The 16,136-nt window shown below is 37.2% G+C and carries 15 protein-coding genes; 3 read left to right on the top strand and 12 right to left on the bottom strand.

The window, feature by feature from the left end; translation table 11 throughout:
- Positions 1–575 precede the first annotated feature (575 nt).
- From EJN90_RS09135 to EJN90_RS09100, 8 genes are all read right to left on the bottom strand, one after another.
- Positions 576–1,784: a phosphopentomutase gene (locus EJN90_RS09135; protein WP_126110525.1), complete on the bottom strand. Its 1,209-nt coding sequence runs from the start codon at positions 1,782–1,784 to the stop codon at positions 576–578.
- Positions 1,785–1,789: 5 nt separating this feature from the next.
- Positions 1,790–2,947 carry a YhfX family PLP-dependent enzyme gene (locus EJN90_RS09130; protein ID WP_126110523.1) on the bottom strand — a complete coding sequence of 386 codons (1,158 nt, stop codon included), beginning with the start codon at positions 2,945–2,947 and terminating at the stop codon, positions 1,790–1,792.
- 12 nt (positions 2,948–2,959) lie between these two features.
- On the bottom strand, positions 2,960–3,316 hold the full coding sequence (locus EJN90_RS09125) for a PRD domain-containing protein (RefSeq protein WP_126110521.1): 357 nt from the start codon (positions 3,314–3,316) through the stop codon (positions 2,960–2,962).
- Positions 3,317–3,329: 13 nt separating this feature from the next.
- The gene (gene yhfZ / locus EJN90_RS09120; protein WP_126110519.1) at positions 3,330–4,253 is read right to left on the bottom strand and encodes a GntR family transcriptional regulator YhfZ; all 924 of its coding nucleotides are present in this window, start codon (positions 4,251–4,253) and stop codon (positions 3,330–3,332) included.
- Positions 4,254–4,276: 23 nt separating this feature from the next.
- Positions 4,277–5,365, bottom strand: coding sequence for an aminotransferase class V-fold PLP-dependent enzyme (locus tag EJN90_RS09115; RefSeq protein WP_227872489.1), 1,089 nt, complete (start codon positions 5,363–5,365; stop codon positions 4,277–4,279).
- A complete protein-coding gene (locus EJN90_RS09110; protein ID WP_126110518.1) occupies positions 5,362–6,261 on the bottom strand; it encodes a phosphotriesterase family protein in 900 nt (299 codons plus the stop codon). Before EJN90_RS09110 ends, EJN90_RS09115 begins: the two co-directional genes overlap by 4 nt.
- A gap of 74 nt (positions 6,262–6,335) precedes the next feature.
- Positions 6,336–7,634: a YhfT family protein gene (locus tag EJN90_RS09105; protein WP_126110516.1), complete on the bottom strand. Its 1,299-nt coding sequence runs from the start codon at positions 7,632–7,634 to the stop codon at positions 6,336–6,338.
- 19 nt (positions 7,635–7,653) lie between these two features.
- Positions 7,654–8,022 carry a DUF2620 domain-containing protein gene (locus EJN90_RS09100; protein WP_126110513.1) on the bottom strand — a complete coding sequence of 123 codons (369 nt, stop codon included), beginning with the start codon at positions 8,020–8,022 and terminating at the stop codon, positions 7,654–7,656.
- A gap of 166 nt (positions 8,023–8,188) precedes the next feature.
- Here EJN90_RS09100 and EJN90_RS09095 point away from each other — a divergent pair, with 166 nt between their 5' ends.
- Positions 8,189–9,166 (top strand): amidase family protein, encoded by a 978-nt coding sequence (locus EJN90_RS09095; protein WP_126110511.1) that lies wholly within the window; start codon positions 8,189–8,191, stop codon positions 9,164–9,166.
- Between the two features lie 105 nt (positions 9,167–9,271).
- Here EJN90_RS09095 and EJN90_RS09090 read toward each other — a convergent pair whose 3' ends face one another.
- Both EJN90_RS09090 and EJN90_RS09085 read right to left on the bottom strand, forming a co-directional pair.
- Positions 9,272–10,702, bottom strand: a complete 1,431-nt coding sequence (locus tag EJN90_RS09090) for a YlbE family protein (RefSeq protein ID WP_126110509.1) — start codon at positions 10,700–10,702, stop codon at positions 9,272–9,274.
- On the bottom strand, positions 10,699–11,868 hold the full coding sequence (locus EJN90_RS09085; protein ID WP_227872488.1) for a hypothetical protein: 1,170 nt from the start codon (positions 11,866–11,868) through the stop codon (positions 10,699–10,701). The genes EJN90_RS09090 and EJN90_RS09085 overlap by 4 nt, the downstream gene beginning before the upstream one ends.
- A 214-nt stretch (positions 11,869–12,082) precedes the next feature.
- Between EJN90_RS09085 and EJN90_RS13890 the strand changes: the two genes are divergently transcribed.
- Both EJN90_RS13890 and EJN90_RS09080 read left to right on the top strand, forming a co-directional pair.
- Entirely contained in the window at positions 12,083–12,220 is a 138-nt protein-coding gene (locus EJN90_RS13890; protein WP_164544049.1) for a hypothetical protein, read from the top strand.
- 223 nt (positions 12,221–12,443) lie between these two features.
- On the top strand, positions 12,444–13,790 hold the full coding sequence (locus EJN90_RS09080; protein ID WP_164544048.1) for a PucR family transcriptional regulator: 1,347 nt from the start codon (positions 12,444–12,446) through the stop codon (positions 13,788–13,790).
- Between the two features lie 117 nt (positions 13,791–13,907).
- On the opposite strand, the gene EJN90_RS09075 is transcribed toward EJN90_RS09080, so the two are convergent.
- Positions 13,908–14,672, bottom strand: a complete 765-nt coding sequence (locus EJN90_RS09075; RefSeq protein ID WP_227872487.1) for a copper homeostasis protein CutC — start codon at positions 14,670–14,672, stop codon at positions 13,908–13,910.
- 134 nt (positions 14,673–14,806) lie between these two features.
- Complete coding sequence (gene uvsE, locus EJN90_RS09070) at positions 14,807–16,069, bottom strand: UV DNA damage repair endonuclease UvsE (protein ID WP_227872486.1); 1,263 nt, start codon at positions 16,067–16,069, stop codon at positions 14,807–14,809.
- Positions 16,070–16,136 lie beyond the last annotated feature (67 nt).

The raw sequence follows: 16,136 nt of genomic DNA, 5'->3' as shown, positions 1-16,136 counted from the left end.
ATGATTTTTCAAGTTTCATGCTTTTTCATATATTACATGAAAAAAATGGATTGGTAAAACGAAGAATAAAAATCAGTAAATGAAAAGTTCCGCAAGCCCTTATTGGCTATCTGCATTACTTTTGAAAGTTATTTTCGATTGGCAACTTACATTTTTCAGTTCTCTGTCAATTGAGATTGGTGAGCTTAAAAACATTGGCTCTATAATTCTTGATATGGAAGCCTCCGAAAATGCTTTTGAGAATGAATAGACTTGTTTGCTTTGTTAAGGGCCGGAAGAGGACTGTCCGAATAGTTCAGTTTGTCCCATAGGGCGTATTTTTTGTTTGAAAGGTACCTTTTTGATTTTTATCAGGTAAAAGTACCAATTAAAGTGGACACTTTCCCTGATAAAAATAACTTATCAGGGAAAGTCTTCTTTTTTACACGTCGCTTTCCTTTAACTTACCAACACTATAAATTATAGAGTCCTTTTTTCTTGCAAGAACTCTACAACTGACATTTTAGAATATAAAAAACCGAAATCGAGGTGTAATGAAGAAAACGCCTTAATCTCGGTTTTTATTTTTTAACGCACTATATTTTATCTAAATATGAAGTTCCATGCTGAGGCATCTTCACTCCAAAATACTCAGCAGCTGTCGCAGCAGTATCGGACATATTGTCACGTTCACCAATCTGCTTTCCTTCTATACCTTTTTTATAAATTAATAATGGTACGCGTTCGCGAGTATGTTGGCTATGACCAACAGTAGGATCATTCCCATGATCAGCTGTTACAATTAAAATATCTTCTTCATTCAAAACTGAAATTAATTCAGCGATTCTTTTGTCGCTTACTTCCAACCGATCTGCATAGCGGACCTCATCTTCTGCATGTCCTGCTAAATCTGTTTCCTGAATATTCAAACAGAAAAAACCATGTTTTATTTTTGCAACTTCAGAAATTAGATGGTTAAATAATTCGTCGCTATCAACACCCGGGAACAAATGATTGCTTTTCGTTTGAACGATGTCCGCAACTTTACCGATTAGTACCACTGGAATTCGAGCGTGGTCCAAAATTGTTGGAACTTGTACTTCTGGGTCTATTCCATATCCTAAGTGAATAACTTGATAGCCACTACGATAAACACCTGATTCAGGAGCATCTACTCCAGCGAATTTACTTTGTTTAACCTTTCGAGCATTCAACAAATCATCTACAGTTATATTATTTCCGCCAAATGCGATGACTCTAGATACTTTAACGACTTCACGTACTTTTCGTCCAAGCTTAGTTAATTCTTTAAATGACATCCTATCTAAGCAAGCCGATACATTAAATACTTGACCTAAATCTGTCTCCAAGTTATCTCCAACAGTAGCACATTCATTTACTACTAATATTTTTGGTTCATTATCAGCACCGACTTTTCGCACATGATAATTCTGTTCTACTAAATACTTTTCTACTTCATTAATTACATCATTGAAAGGCTGATTTAATGGAATTGGGGGAGTGGTTCCCATTATTTCTTGGTGGCCTAAAAACGAATCTGCTCCTTGATGACCTAAATTAGCCGTTCCCCAGTTTGCCTTTTCTGAATATTTCAGCCTAGATGTTTCTTTACCAATTGCATTCATTAATCCCAATTCTATTAAAGTGTCTATTTTGATATCCGGTTGTTTTTCGATAATGTGCATGGCAGTGTTACTTCCGATGTCAGCTGGACGAACTTCTGCAACATCTTTCATCGCACCAACGCCAAAACTATCTAAAACAATAACAATAAATCTTCCCACATTTTTCATCCCCTAAGATATTTGCCTTGGCTATCATAGATGCCAACTACTTCTAGGTTTCCTTTTTGAATTCCTTTTACTACTGCAATTTCACTACGAGTAACAAAGATCTGAGTGCGAAACGCCATAATTGCTGTTGCTCCTACAGGCTGCTCACCATCCACTTCCATATAATAATCAATATTTTCATCAGGTAATGGACGTATAATGGATTGCCACTGTCGGATACTATCAGCCAAAAGTACATTTTTCAGGTGTCCTCTCCGATACAATCCCCCGCCATACACATAAGCATTTTTCTGAAAATTATGTGAAACTTCACTGACATATACATAAGCAGGTATTTCCAACATTTTTTTCTCTGCATGCATGGGAGTAGTCCCCGTCAAGGCATGTCCAGGTTCCCCTTGTGTACCACCTATTTGTTTAATGAAAGGAAGTGTATAGCAGGACGTCGTTGAAGGCATATTTAACTCAGTAACTGGAAAACCAGCATTTATCAATATCTCTTTCGCTTTGATAATTGTACGTGCATTATTGGTTTCTTCTAATTTATCTTTTTCAGAATTGTATAAAAAACATGGGAAGGAGGTTACTGCGGCTACTTCCACATGATTCAACTCTTTTAGTTGTGGAAGTAAACTTTTTAATTCCATTAACTCAAAGCCAGCATATTGTCCTGGGTACAGTGCATCTCCTCTATCTACAATTCGTAACATTACTTTTTGTTTTATTCCTAACTCATGTGCTATTCGATTTATTTCCTGCATTTTTTCCAATGAATAAACGGTAATAAATTTCGTACCGTATTTCATAATTTTCTTTAATAAATGTTTAGGGACTTGTACAAGATGACCAACATTTCCCAGCGGAATGTTATTTTCCATCATTACAAGAGCTTCCCGGTAATCAACAACTACCGCTGCACTATACCCTACTTCCATTAAAAGTTTTGCGATTAACGGATTACGTCCAATTTGTTTAAGCATGAAAAAGAGTTCAACACCTTGTTGTTTTGCTTCATTTAGTATTGCCGATGCGTTCTGTTCGATTGCATCCATGTCCAACACATATGTATCCGGTAATATAATCCCTTTTTGATGAAGAGTAATTGCTGTCTTTATTAAATCAGGATTTTGTTCCTGGATTGCTTGCATAAACATTTTCAATCACTCCTAATTATTATTTTGGAGCATGGTTACTAAATGAAGATAAAAATAATCTTTTTCATTTTCTGGGAAAGTTATTGGTGACAAGTCCGTTATTTGCTCCCATAGCTCAACTGCTTGCTGAAATTCAGCTGCTTTTTCAATTTCGTTTTTAATTGTATCGTCGACAAAATCAATCGGTTCTTCCTCTTTTATTTGACGAGAAGTTGCCATTGCTAAATGTGTAATAAACGTATCTGATTCACTTTCTTCCTTGATTATTTCTTTATCTTTTAAGAGAGTTAACGTTTCTTGCATAAAAAGATATGTTTGCTCATCAATGACATTATTTTCCTTTAAAATAACTAATTTTTGCTGTATCATAATTGCCTCCTGATTAATAGCGTGGTGTAATTTCACCGTTTTTTACTTTTTCCTGAATATCTTGTACATTTTTTACCGAAACCATTCTTCTCAAGGTTGAAGGAATTAAACGATTATTTTTTTTGCAAATAATAACTGCTTCACTCATAGCTCGATGGTGTTCTTGAATTTCAATTTCAAGATACTGAACATCTTCATGTCCCTTATCTATGATTTCATCATAATTCCAAACGCCAACATCGATTTGTGATTCGCGAAGGGCGTAAATTAGTTGGTTACTCGGTAATTCGATTTTTTCAATATCGAAATCAGCGATTATCTCTTCTGTTAAAAGAACATGATCTAAGGAGTCCAAATCAATTCCAATTCGTAGTCCATCACGCATTTTCATCTCTAATCCGGTTCGAAAAATCAAAACATGTCGTGATAGATAAGAATTATCTCCAAATGACATGATGGTTTTAATCTCATGTCCTTTTTTAATCTGATATTCCGCTGCAAATCGCGATACCACTGCAAAGTCAAACATTTCTTGTTCAACTGCTCGTATTCTTTCTTCAGAACCACGAATATAAGCCATGTTTAACTTGATGTTTTTTTCTCGAAAGGCCAGATACAAGCCTGTTGCAAATCCTTCATACAAACGAGAATACGGTAGTGGCATTGTTGCAGATAATTGACTCGAAGAAATATAATTTTGCAGAATTTGGTAATTAATTTCTTTTAAATAAGTTCCTAAATGCCCTTTGCTCTCCGTCTTGATTGCTTTCTCTTCTTTTAAGAAATTTAATGCATTCTGCACAGTTCCTCTTGATAGAGAAAGTTCATTTTGAAAATCGCGGATATTGGGCATCCGATCTCCAACTTTTAACTGATAAAGTTCATTTGCGATATTCTCGATCGCTAATCCCTTTTTCTGATAAAATGTTTTATCCATCCGTAACCATCCTCTACTATCAACTACTTCTTCATTGCTTCTTTGAGAATACGTATAATCGTATCCGCTCCGGCACGCATGGGATTTATTCGAATCGTATTTCTTTCTACATCCGGTATTGCAGCTCGAAACGTCCCAGAAACACGATAGAACATTGGTACCATTTCATATTTTGACTCAGCTCCTACTGGGTTAGGGGCTGCTCCAAGTTTTTCTGCCTTATGAAGTACTTCAGCAGCAATCGGTGCATCAAAAGTTACTAAAATTACTTTCGACTGGGCATTTGCAACTCTTGCTTCTTTGACTCCTGTTACTTCTCCCTTATTCAGCCTTTCAGCTACTTCATCCGTTTGTTGAGCCGAAATTGCCAGAGCTACTGGAGCATAAACCATTCCTTTTAAAACATCTAAAGCTTCAAAACCTTGAACTTGTAAACCGCCCGAGTAGTTCTCTTTTCTAAGATTTTCAATATATGAGGTTTTCCCGACAATACAACCAATTCCCTCAGGACCTAATATTTTAAAAGTAGAGAAGCAAGATAGGTCTGCACCTTGTTCGACACCAATCTTTTTAATTTTGAGAACCGCATAATTATCATCCGTAATAATAGGGACATTCGGCGCGTATTCTTTGATTATTTGAATCACTGCTTCACTATCATAAGAGTCATTAGGTTTTTGTCGAGTTAATTGTACCAGAGCACCTTGGAAATTTCCCTGTTTCGCTGCTCTTGTTAATTCATCCTGATCATTAAAATTAACACGTATAACATTAATCCCTAGCATATCAAGAGAAACTTTGGTTGTTGGATAAATGGGTGCATCATGAACAAACAGGTTTCCTGCTCTAGGCAGTGTTGCATGAAGCGCCAATCGGATTGCCGTGGTGCCCGCGCCTCTTACTAACATAGCTGCTTCTGTGTCAAAAAAATTAGCCAGTATTTGCTCAACTTTATGAGTTGTAATAGGCTGATTAAAACCAGGAACTACTCCGAGATCACCACGACCTAATACTTCATGTCCTTCGAATACTGTAGAAATATGATCAATCAACTTAAATTGTTTTTGCATCGCTTGTTCAAGTGTGATGCTCTCTAAAGGATAAGTCTTCACTGAACGATCTCCTCCTTCTTCGCTTGAAAAAATTCTTTCGGATTATTAATCAACATTTTCCCTATAAACTGCTCCGTTATTCCACCTTCTCTTAATAGCGGAATAAATGAATCAAGCAAGAAACTATATCCCAATCCGCCTCTATACTCTAAATGAGACCTACGAGTAATATCCATCGATAAAAATACTCTATCTGTGTATCCTTCTTTTTCAATTGCGGCTAACATCTCTAAACGTGTACGGTCTGACATATAATTTTCTTTACCGACAGTATCGAATTCTACATATACACCCTCTCTTAATAAGTCTAAAACGTATTCCGTGTCTCCGGTTAAATCAACATGTCCAATAACAATACGTGACAGATTTGCACCTTGTTCTTTAAAGAACGCTACCTGTTCTTTCCCAAATGTTCCTAATGTCGTATGTGTTGTAATCGGGACTCCCGTTTGTTTTTGAGCAAGAACTGCTGCTTCAAAAACTTTTCGTTCCCTGTCAGTCATCTCATTTTTACTTGTTCCAATTTCTCCAATTAATTCTGCTTTAATGGAACTTCCATCTATTCCTTCTTCGATGTCTTTTATCATCATCTTTGCTAATTCTTCTACCGTTTTTTCGCTTATGTATTCCGGCAAAAATTTGTCCTGGTACCAACCAGTTGATTGGATAATATTTATGCCAGAAGCTTCTGCAACACGTTTTACATATTCTGGATTACGTTTCATTCCCCGCACGGTTACATCAATAATATTACGTACTCCTTTTTTATAGAGTTTTTGATACTCTTGAATCGTTTCTTCAAAACAATTTAAATTCGTATCTTCCGTTTGTTTTAGAGAAGATAGATCAATTGTTGTATGTTCATGTGCATAGGTTATTCCGTCTACTAAAGGCACTGCCTTTCCCTCATTTCTTTGATAAAAGATAAGGTGCCAAACCTCAATTGGTCTAGCACCACATTCATTTTTTACTAAGCAGCTGGTACAAACAGTCCTAATAAGTAAAGAATATTAACGATAATACCCAATGCTATCGCAGCGACTGGACCAACAGCCATATCAACTAGTGGTTTATTAGCTGTTTTATTTAATAAGTAAACCCCAAACACCCAGAAATAACCAATACCAGGCGCCATTTGCTCGCTTGCCACAGCACCACCGATTAACAAGGCAATCTCTAATACACGGTTCATTGCTGTTCTGATGTGTTCTCCCATCTCACGAACTCCAGGGAATCGATCCAATCCTTTTGCAGCTCCACTTAATAGATTTACTTCAATAAACATAATTACCGCTCCAGCTACAAAAGCTAGAATTGGATTTCCATGTAATAAAATACCCGCAGTATATACGAACGTTGTGCCAGCAGGACTATATACGCCTGTAACGATTGCAGTAGAAAATACAAGTGGTATAAAGCCGATTCCTCGAGCAAACGCGGCAAGAGCAGCTTCACCAAACTTACCTTCACCCAGTAAATTTAATGAAATTGGATCACCCGCTATAATGCTTAAGCTAGTAGCTGCAGATACTAACCCACCTGCAACAGATAATAAAATCCAATTCTTTTTAATTCTTTGAACCCGCTCAACGAAAATACTTACCAGTGTCTGATTTTCATCTGTTTCACCTTTCACCTGTACAGCGTAAACAATCATGAAAATCATTCCTACTAAAAGTGCAATTCCTTCAGCTGATAAAGTGAAAGAAGTTGTTTCGTTAATTTGAAATGTTCCAAAACGTTTCACTAAAAATAGTGCTAAAGTACTCCCTGCTAACGTAATGGCACCTTTTTTAAATCCATGCTGATAGGCAACTGCGACACCCGGAAACACAGCGAATCCTATTACAATCGGATTTCCTACCGCTCCAAGGGCATCCAGTACATTTACCGGCATCATTCCGAATAAATCAACTACAGCTTGTAAACCTAATGTTAACCCTATCCCATATACAGCGCCAATCACGCCTGCTATAATAATTCCTTTTTTACCATCTGGTGTCCACGTACCAATAATATCAGTCATCAACAATAAACTATGTACGAGAATAATGCTTGCTCCAATAGAAACGGGAATACCAAAACCAATAACTAAGCCAAAACTAACTGCAAAACTTGTCGCTGCTAATTCTTTTTTACCAATTTTTTTGTCCAAATATTCCGGAATAACGGGACGTAATCCATCGTTAAATACAGCAATACCAGTATTTGACAACATTGCCGCCAATGCTCCTAAAGCCCCAACAATAAGTAATTGTACAATATCCAATTTTCTTCACTCCTATAAGTTAGTGTGATAATTTCAGTAATTCATCCATAATGATTGGTATAATTTTTTCTTTGTGCTGCGCTGTAAAACCAAATGCTTTCTTGCCATCTGTTACTTGCTGTCTCATTTCTACTTCATCCATAATTTTCCCAGGCATTGAAACAGTTGCACAGTTTTCTCTCCCAATTAACGCAATCGCCATAGCTAATGCTCCGCCGCCACCTGTATTGCACGCTCCAAAATAATAATCTGCGGCTCCGCTTTTCATAGCCATAGCTGCATCCAAATCACTTTTTACTTCTACTTCAAACCTCCCATCTGCATATTTTTCAACTAATTGTGCAACTTCTTTTTTGTCAATCTGTCCTCCAACTACTATTTTCGCCATTTCCTTCATCCTTTCTTATTTTAAATTTTCAATGTACATTTTTTTGTACTTTGAAAAATAAGATAACGTTTTCTTGTTTTCAGTATAGAAGATATTTTTATTCATTGCAAGCGTTTTGTTTTTATGTAATATTTAGCTTGTTATAAAAAAACGTGAGGTGCTAGTCATGCAAACAAATGAAATTGTAGCCGCTGCAAATAAATCCTTTATCGCAATGAAGAATCCCTATGGAAGTATTGAAAAAGTCTTTCCTCGAATACTTGAAAAGTTTACTGCGGATAAACGCTATCGTTATTTAGGTGTTAAAAATAAAATACAAGTTTCTCGAGAATTAGTTAAAACCCTCGAACTTAACGGTGACTATCTACTACATACCATTGATAAAGCTAGCATGGGTGGTCGAGCTATTGATGTGACAATGGTTAATCCCATTAGTGGACGCCCAATGACAGGTTCCTCAAGCGGCACCGCTATTAATGTTTTATTAGGAATCAATGATTTGGGAGTTGGAACTGATGGCGGTGGATCTGTTTTAGCACCAGCTATGGCACTTAATCTATTTGGTTTTATTAGCAATTTAATTGATGAAGATTATCTCCAATCATTTTCTTCTACCTCGACCGATGGTATCTCTTTTTCACCTTCTATTGGATTTATTGCCCGTACTATGAAAGAAATGCTTCATGCAATAAATAGTGTATTGAATTTAGAAAATAGTGAAAGAATACAAAATCCAATAGTAGCCAAGTCAGAAAAGATGTTAGATATATATGGTTCCCGTGATCCTTTAATCAATTATCTTTCCAATGTCTTACCTACTTGTGATTTTTTAGTTTCTGAAGAAGGACCTATAGATGCTGTTGGCTTTGGTGACACTGTGTTCGGACATTTAGGTCAACAAGCTAGAGAAATCCAAAGAGCTTCGAATAAAGGGTTAATTCGAGTAGTAAATATGGTAAATGCCACAGCAATTGTCGTTCCTAAACAAGAATTCGCCTGTGCACATGTACTAATTTGTGAATCGAAGAGAGCAAAAATAAATGCCATGTTGCAATATGCTCAAAAAATTTCCCTTCCACAAGATGAATTACTCAAGAAGTATTTTCAAAAAATTGAAAATTATTTTCCTGATGAGTTTATTTAGAAGGGTCTAAATATACCTGATAGAAATACGGAAGTAGGAACAGCTATCTATTAGTAAAAAGAAACAGGAGAACTGTAGGAAAGTTCCCATGCTTCTTTTCTATATCTAGTTAAAAATCTTCTCCACCAATGCTTCCAAACCTCTTTCAAATGCTTCAAAAGGTGGATGAGTAATACCGGCACCAATCATGCCAATGCCTGCTTCTTTATGTGCAATAGCTGTATTGATGATTGGAAGGATTCCTTTTTCTATTACTTTTCTTACGTCGATTCCCGTCGGCACTCCCATAAAATCATGGATTGGAATGGTTACGTTCGGATTTGTTGTAGTGGTGATTTCCAACATTTCGGTTGAGTAATTTAAGGCTTCTTCTACGGTTCCACCAACTAAAGGTACGATTGCTGGAGCTGTTGCCATCGCAAAACCACCAATCCCATAGGTTTCGGTGATCGCACTATCGCCGATATCCAAACCGGAATCTTCTGGTTTATAACCGGCAAACATTGGTCCAATCACTTGTTGGGCCGGACCAGTGAACCAAGTGTTTCCTGGAACACCACTAATACGAATGCCGAATTCATAACCATTTCGACACATAGTAGTTACGACTGTACTGTTTTCAATTCCATGAGCAGCGTCCAGAGCACATTTACATAACGCCATCCATGTTGGACCTGAAAAATAATCACTACTTGCAACGAAATCAAAAACTTCCTTTTTCACTTCTTTTGAATAATCGGTCAATACAATATACGGGGTCAGTGCCTGTATTAATAGTGTCGTCCCAGCAATATTACGGTTGTGACATTCATCCCCCATATGCAAAGCTTGAGAAAGCAGCAAGCGCAGATCGATTCCTTCCGGATTCAATTTCATTGCGTCTCTCAAAACAGGACCTAATACGTCGCGCATCCAATTTAAACGGTCAATTACGCTCTGGTCGTTTGCTCCCATTCGTAAAATTTTGGATAGCTGTTCGCTCAAGTTCGTGTAGGCAATATTTCCATATTCCTTATTCTCAACAATATGCATAAACATGGAAGCAGAAGTTACACCAGCCATGGACCCGACACAATCATGTTCATGACAGGGCGAGAAGGTTATTTTTCCAGAAGCCGCAATCTCCTCTGCCTCATCTAAATCTTTCGCTAAACCTTCGAACACGATTGCCCCTGTGACGGCTCCTTTCATCGGGCCGCTCATATTTTCCCACTCAACAGGAGGTCCAGCATGGAGAATCGTTGTCTTCGTCATTCCCGGTACTACATTTATCGCTTGGTCAAATCCGATCAACACCGGACGGGACTGAATAATCCTTTTAACGGCTTCTTGATTTGCTGTTTCGATTTTTTTACGTATTTCCGGACGATCAAGTTTTTCTAATAGAGCTATCAAATGGCTGTCGCCTCTTGCCGGCGGAGCCCAGTCTACTTGAATCGCTTTTGCTCCCTGCTTTTGAATATCTTCACTAATAAATTCAATCCCCACCGTTACTGCCTGAAGTTCCTCTTGAAATAATTCATTGATTTTACTCATTTTGTCACCTCTTTCTGAACAAACCCACGCGCCAATAGCCCCGTATTTTGACTGCTACTGGAAATCGTTACGCCGACGTCTTCTAGCTTTTTAATTTGTTCAGTTAGATTCTGCTCGTCTAATTCTGTTCCTAATACATACCCAAGAATTTCCAGATGACGACCTTCTTCCTCCGCAAATGATTTGGCCTCTTCAATCGCAGGCAACATGACACCCACTGGATCTGGATGCGCACCATATCCCAAAACAAAGTCTAATATAATAACGCCGACCTCTGGATCTTTTGCTTCTTGAAGAAACCGATCAATTCTTGTAGATGGATCAATCATCGGATGAGGCTTCCCACTTGTAAACTCATCGGAGCCAAAATCAATAAAGGTATGCTCTTGACTGACATTGTTATTTTTCAGTTGGCGGTTTTGATCCGGATGAATATTGCTGTAGACATTGTCGAAATATTCCATAGCTGCAAACATCGCTTCATCACATAGCGTTCCGCCGCAAAACAATCCGCGGATATACTGTTGCTCTGGTTTTAATTTACCTTTGATTTCTTCAATTAAAGGTAAGTTAAGCGCACGTTTGTTCAGCGTTTCTTCGTCTATTCCTGCTAAGACAACGGCTTGGATGGCAGCTTCTTTGGAACGTTTGGCAAAATAAATACCTGGAACGGTCTCAGTATTTTCTACCTCTCCCAAGAAAAACACCACAACAGGCTTACTGATTTCTCCAGCAAATTTCAAAATTTTCTCGGCGACTTTTTTAGCAGGTGGTTTCGATATGAGCACAATGACATCTGTTTCTTCATCAGCTTCCAATGCTTGGATACCATCCATCATCATAATTCCGCCGACTTCTTCACTTAGATCTCTACCTCCAGTTCCGATTAATTGAGAAATACCACCGCCAAATTCTTGGATACGAACGCTTAGCTCTTGGCTGCCAGTACCTGAGGCACCGACGATACCAATGTTTCCACGATTCACTTTATTGGCAAAGCAAAGCCCAACATTATTAGGGGCAATGCGTGTGTAGACAAACTCTGCAGGAAAACCAACCGTAAAAATCAATAGACCAGCCATCGTGAAATAGTTCGTAAGATTATTAGCCAACAACCCAAAGTAGGCACCCCAATCTCCTTTTTGCCAACCTAACCATTCTTTCATATAAATCCCTCCAATCATTTTTTTTAAGAGAGATAAATTTCTGACTCTTCTTCTCTGTCCTTATCTCATCAAAAGAAAACCCTTACATCATCGGACAGATTATCTGAATATTTTCTATTCCTATTGGTTAATTTAACTAATAGAACTGGCACTATGCATTTTTATAGGTTATTCTATATAGGAAAACGTTTACTACAAGAAGAAAGGAGTACTTATGCTGACTGTAAAACAATTTGTTCAATTAGCTCCCTTTAATGAGATGGAAATCGTTGCTGGACATGCAGGACTGGATAATATTATTTCCAGCGTCAATATTATGGATAACCTGATGCTTTGGATTGGTTTTCAGTAGGAGAGCTACTTTTAACTTCTGGCTATTTCTTCAAGGACAGCATGGAACTTCAAGATCAAATGATGCGAAAATTAGACGTTCTTAACTGCCCTGCTCTTTGTATAAAGCTCACCGCTACTTTGGCACTATTCCTGAGAATATGATTGCACTTTCCAATGAACTTGGCCTCCCTCTTATCAAGTTACCGTATGGTCTTTCCTTTTCTAAAATCATGAGTCGATTAATGGAGGAATTATCGGATAAATTTGATTCATTGAATAAGGAGTCTTTAGATATTCATACACAATTCTTTAATATTTCTTTGCACGGCGGCGGCTTACAACAAATTTCGCTCACTTTAGCCAAACTTTGCAAATCTTCTGTTTTGCTGTTGGACCGTAATTGGGCTCTTTTACATTGGACCAACAATCCCGATAGACCGCACCAGTTAGCAGATTGGATTTCTCTAGAAAAAAATGAGATTCCTTTTTCAGAAGAATTTATCCAAAGTTTTCCGCCTGAATTTGAAAAACTACAAAAACCGATTGTACGCTTGTTCAGTATTGATGAAAATAAGCAAGAGTTTCAATGTACAGTGCTTTCGGTTTATTTTCAATCCAAACATTATGGATTCATTGTTCTTTGGGAACCGTCAGATAAACTTAACGAACATTCTTATATTGCTTTAGAAAATGGCGCCATGGCATTTTCTTTAGAACGCATTCGAAATGATGAAGTAGAACGAGCCCGAAATCGGATTCGCCGTGATCTCTTTGATGAACTGTTACTCGGTAAGATCACTTCCAAAGAAACATTGAGTAATTTGGCCGATCTACATGGCATTAATCTTGATCTTAACTACACTGCTATTGTTTTCCCGATTGTCTTTCTTGAACATAGAAAAGAAAAAGATCTTGTTCTCAGAAATCAACTAGAGAACGTCACCATGAAACAATTACTGAATTATTTTGACCATCTTGCAACAGAGACAAAAGAATCTGAAATTATTTTTAGTCGTAAGAAACACATTATTGTATTGGTGGGAAGTAAAACAAATATGAAAGTAACTTATTTAAAGAAGTACGCAGAATTCATTTTAAAGAAAGTTGAATCCGCTATTCCAACTATTTCTGCAACGGCTTCTATTGGAAAAACAGTCACTCATATCAGTCAAATTAATGAAAGTTTTCATCAAGCACAAGAAACCATGCGCCTTTCAGAAAACAGTCTCTCTACAAAAGAAAATAAAATCGCTCACTTCGATGATTTCATTGTGCAATACTTTTTGGTAAATAATATAAAAAAAGAAGAAATGAATCATTATTTTCAGCAAACTCTCGGAATTCTGTTTCAATATGACCGAAAAAACCAATCTGAATTAATAGAGACACTGGAAAGTTTGATTACTTATCGGTTCAATATTGCCGAAAGTGCGCGTGCATTATTTATTCACCGAAGTACTTTGCTCTATCGAATGGAAAAAATAGAAAGCATTCTCGAGATTGACTTGAAAGACGCAGAAGAAGTACTGAAACTACAGCTTGCATTAAAAATCTATCAACTGCTTGATTTAAAGAATATGTCCCGCTAATTTTTTTAAACAGCTCAAAAAAATAGTCGATTGAATCGTTAAATCCATCAATCGACTATTTATTTAATTTGGAATTGGTCAAAAATTGGCAGGATATCTTGGACGCAGATAAGTAATTCAGCGGGATTCCTCTTTTAAGATATTTATAAAAGAGTTTAATTTAGAAAGACTGACACCTTCATAGTCACCCTGCTCGCTGTAGCGATAAGAAACCTCGTTCCCACTTGTGGTAGGATCCTCATACCACCCTTTAAAAGAAGAATGCACTTGAGAAATTTTTGTTTCTGCTATTATTTTTAGAACGTTCTTCTCATTCACTCCTGCACCCACACAAATTTCTATTTTATCGCCGTACTTCTGTTGTAATTCTGCCAAGAGCTTCATCCCTTGTTCAGCACTCGACTGGAGGCCGCTAGTCAAGATACGATTGACTCCACAGGAAATCAGCGTCTCGATAGCATAGAATGGATCCGCTGTCCGGTCAAAAGCACGATGAAATATTGCTTCAACTTTATTTTTATGACACAACTCAACAAACTTCCTAGTAACTTCTACATCAATCTGCCTATTTACATCCAAAAATCCAAAAACAAGACCATCTGCTTGATGTTTAATCAGGATTTTTGCGTCTTCATACATCGTTGCTTTTTCATAATCATTATAATAAAATCCGCCTCCACGTGGCCGGACCATCGTAACGATGGGAATATTGGTTTGCTTTTTCGATTCAATGAGTGTGCCAATACTTGGTGTGAGACCGCCAAGATGTATGGCGTTATTGAGCTCAATGCGATCTGCTCCTGCTTGATTCGCATAAACACAATCCTCCAAACTTCCTGCACAAACTTCTACTTTTATGTCCTTTCTGATGTATGCACACAAAAAATATGCAAATTCTTATAGAGAAATAGAATAGATTCTTTCTTTTTTCTAGAATAACACAATTGTTTCACCAAATCACCAGCTGCTCCGATTCGGTTTTCAACGATAAAAATACAATTGATGAATGTCGTCCTTTATAGATAAAAATACAAAGATTCTAATAAATAGGCCTCCTCATACTTAACAGCTAGCTTGAATAACTGTCTTTTGATTGTTTGAAGGGAGCCTTTTTGATTACGGTATTTCTCACAATTTCTTATAAACGTTCTTTTCTCTCGAACAGTAGCTTGATCTTTAAAATATCCCCATACATGCTGGGCTGTATTTTCAGCTTCTCCAGGATTGGTTTCTTTTTTTTGTGCCTTTTCGATCAATTCATAAAATTCAATTACAGGATAATCTGCTTTATCTTTTAAGAGCGTTCGAATCATTTGATAGATTGCTGGTGATTTTTCGAGAATAAGATATTTATAGCGAGCCCATTCTCTTTCTAAAAGTACTATATTCTTCCTATCCGTGATGGCATTCTGACATTTAATAGCTGACAGGTTCTTATCTTTTACCTCCAACATAATATCAATCGTCGTGTCTGGGATTTTTTTATAGAACTCCAAGAATGTTTTGAGATAAATCGTGTCGGTATGAGCACCTAATCGCTTGTCTGGAGCTTGTTGCGAATAATGTATTTTTTGTTTGCCGTCTTCTTTTTTCCATGTCTTATTTGCTTCCGTAATCCAATAATTATCATCTTTATTCGTAGGGGAAGGATTAATAGCATTGTGTAAATTATCATAGACAACCGGTATTCCTATTCGTTTTGATAAAGCAAGGACATCTTCAATATGATAGAGGCGGTCATCATTTTCAATAATCAAACGAGCTTTCACACTCTCCGGGAGTCGCTGGAAATTTTGTACAAATCGTTCCATTGCCCCTTCTTTATCTCCGTAAACTCCTCCAACATGAAGAATCAGTTTATGAGAGGAATTTGTTCCCAGGCACGTTAGTATTTTTTCTTGATAAATGAGATCGTCAATCGCTCGATTAACAACCTCTTCACTGGGTGAATTTAATACGGTATATTGACCTGGATGAAATGAAACCCGCATCCCGCTTTCTGCAACTTTTTTCCCGATTCGTTCAAAAGCTTCTTGATGGATTTTATCCCAAGGCAATCTATTAATGGGGCTCGATCCAAAAGGAACTAAACCAGAGCTAATACGGTATAAACGGATATCGTTTAAAATATTATAGTCAATCATTTTTTCTAAGGCACTTAAATTATGAGCCGTTACCTCTGTTAGTTTTTCTTCTGTTGCATTTCGCTGTATGACCGTTTTTATATTAGTATTTGTCAACCCTATGTGTAAACATGCGTAGCCTATACTCACAATCATTCCCCTCTTCTCCGTATGAAAAAAATTCTTGCAACTCTTCATAATTTAGGCCACAAGAATACATTTC

The organism is Jeotgalibaca ciconiae (genome assembly GCF_003955755.1).
Lineage (GTDB): Bacteria > Bacillota > Bacilli > Lactobacillales > Aerococcaceae > Jeotgalibaca > Jeotgalibaca ciconiae.
Note: the sequence above shows the minus strand (reverse complement) of the source record. Positions and strands in the feature narration are given on the sequence as shown.

Bases quoted from the DNA above. Each gene is read 5' to 3' on its own strand.
- EJN90_RS09095 (WP_126110511.1), top strand. From the start codon at position 8,189: ATGCAAACAAATGAAATTGTAGCCGCTGCAAATAAATCCTTTATCGCA.
- EJN90_RS09085 (WP_227872488.1), bottom strand. From the start codon at position 11,868: ATGAAAGAATGGTTAGGTTGGCAAAAAGGAGATTGGGGTGCCTACTTT.
- uvsE (WP_227872486.1), bottom strand. From the start codon at position 16,069: ATGATTGTGAGTATAGGCTACGCATGTTTACACATAGGGTTGACAAAT.
- yhfZ (WP_126110519.1), bottom strand. From the start codon at position 4,253: ATGGATAAAACATTTTATCAGAAAAAGGGATTAGCGATCGAGAATATC.
- EJN90_RS09090 (WP_126110509.1), bottom strand. From the start codon at position 10,702: ATGAGTAAAATCAATGAATTATTTCAAGAGGAACTTCAGGCAGTAACG.
- EJN90_RS09100 (WP_126110513.1), bottom strand. From the start codon at position 8,022: ATGGCGAAAATAGTAGTTGGAGGACAGATTGACAAAAAAGAAGTTGCA.
- EJN90_RS09130 (WP_126110523.1), bottom strand. From the start codon at position 2,947: ATGTTTATGCAAGCAATCCAGGAACAAAATCCTGATTTAATAAAGACA.
- EJN90_RS13890 (WP_164544049.1), top strand. From the start codon at position 12,083: ATGCTGACTGTAAAACAATTTGTTCAATTAGCTCCCTTTAATGAGATG.
- EJN90_RS09125 (WP_126110521.1), bottom strand. From the start codon at position 3,316: ATGATACAGCAAAAATTAGTTATTTTAAAGGAAAATAATGTCATTGAT.
- EJN90_RS09080 (WP_164544048.1), top strand. From the start codon at position 12,444: ATGGAGGAATTATCGGATAAATTTGATTCATTGAATAAGGAGTCTTTA.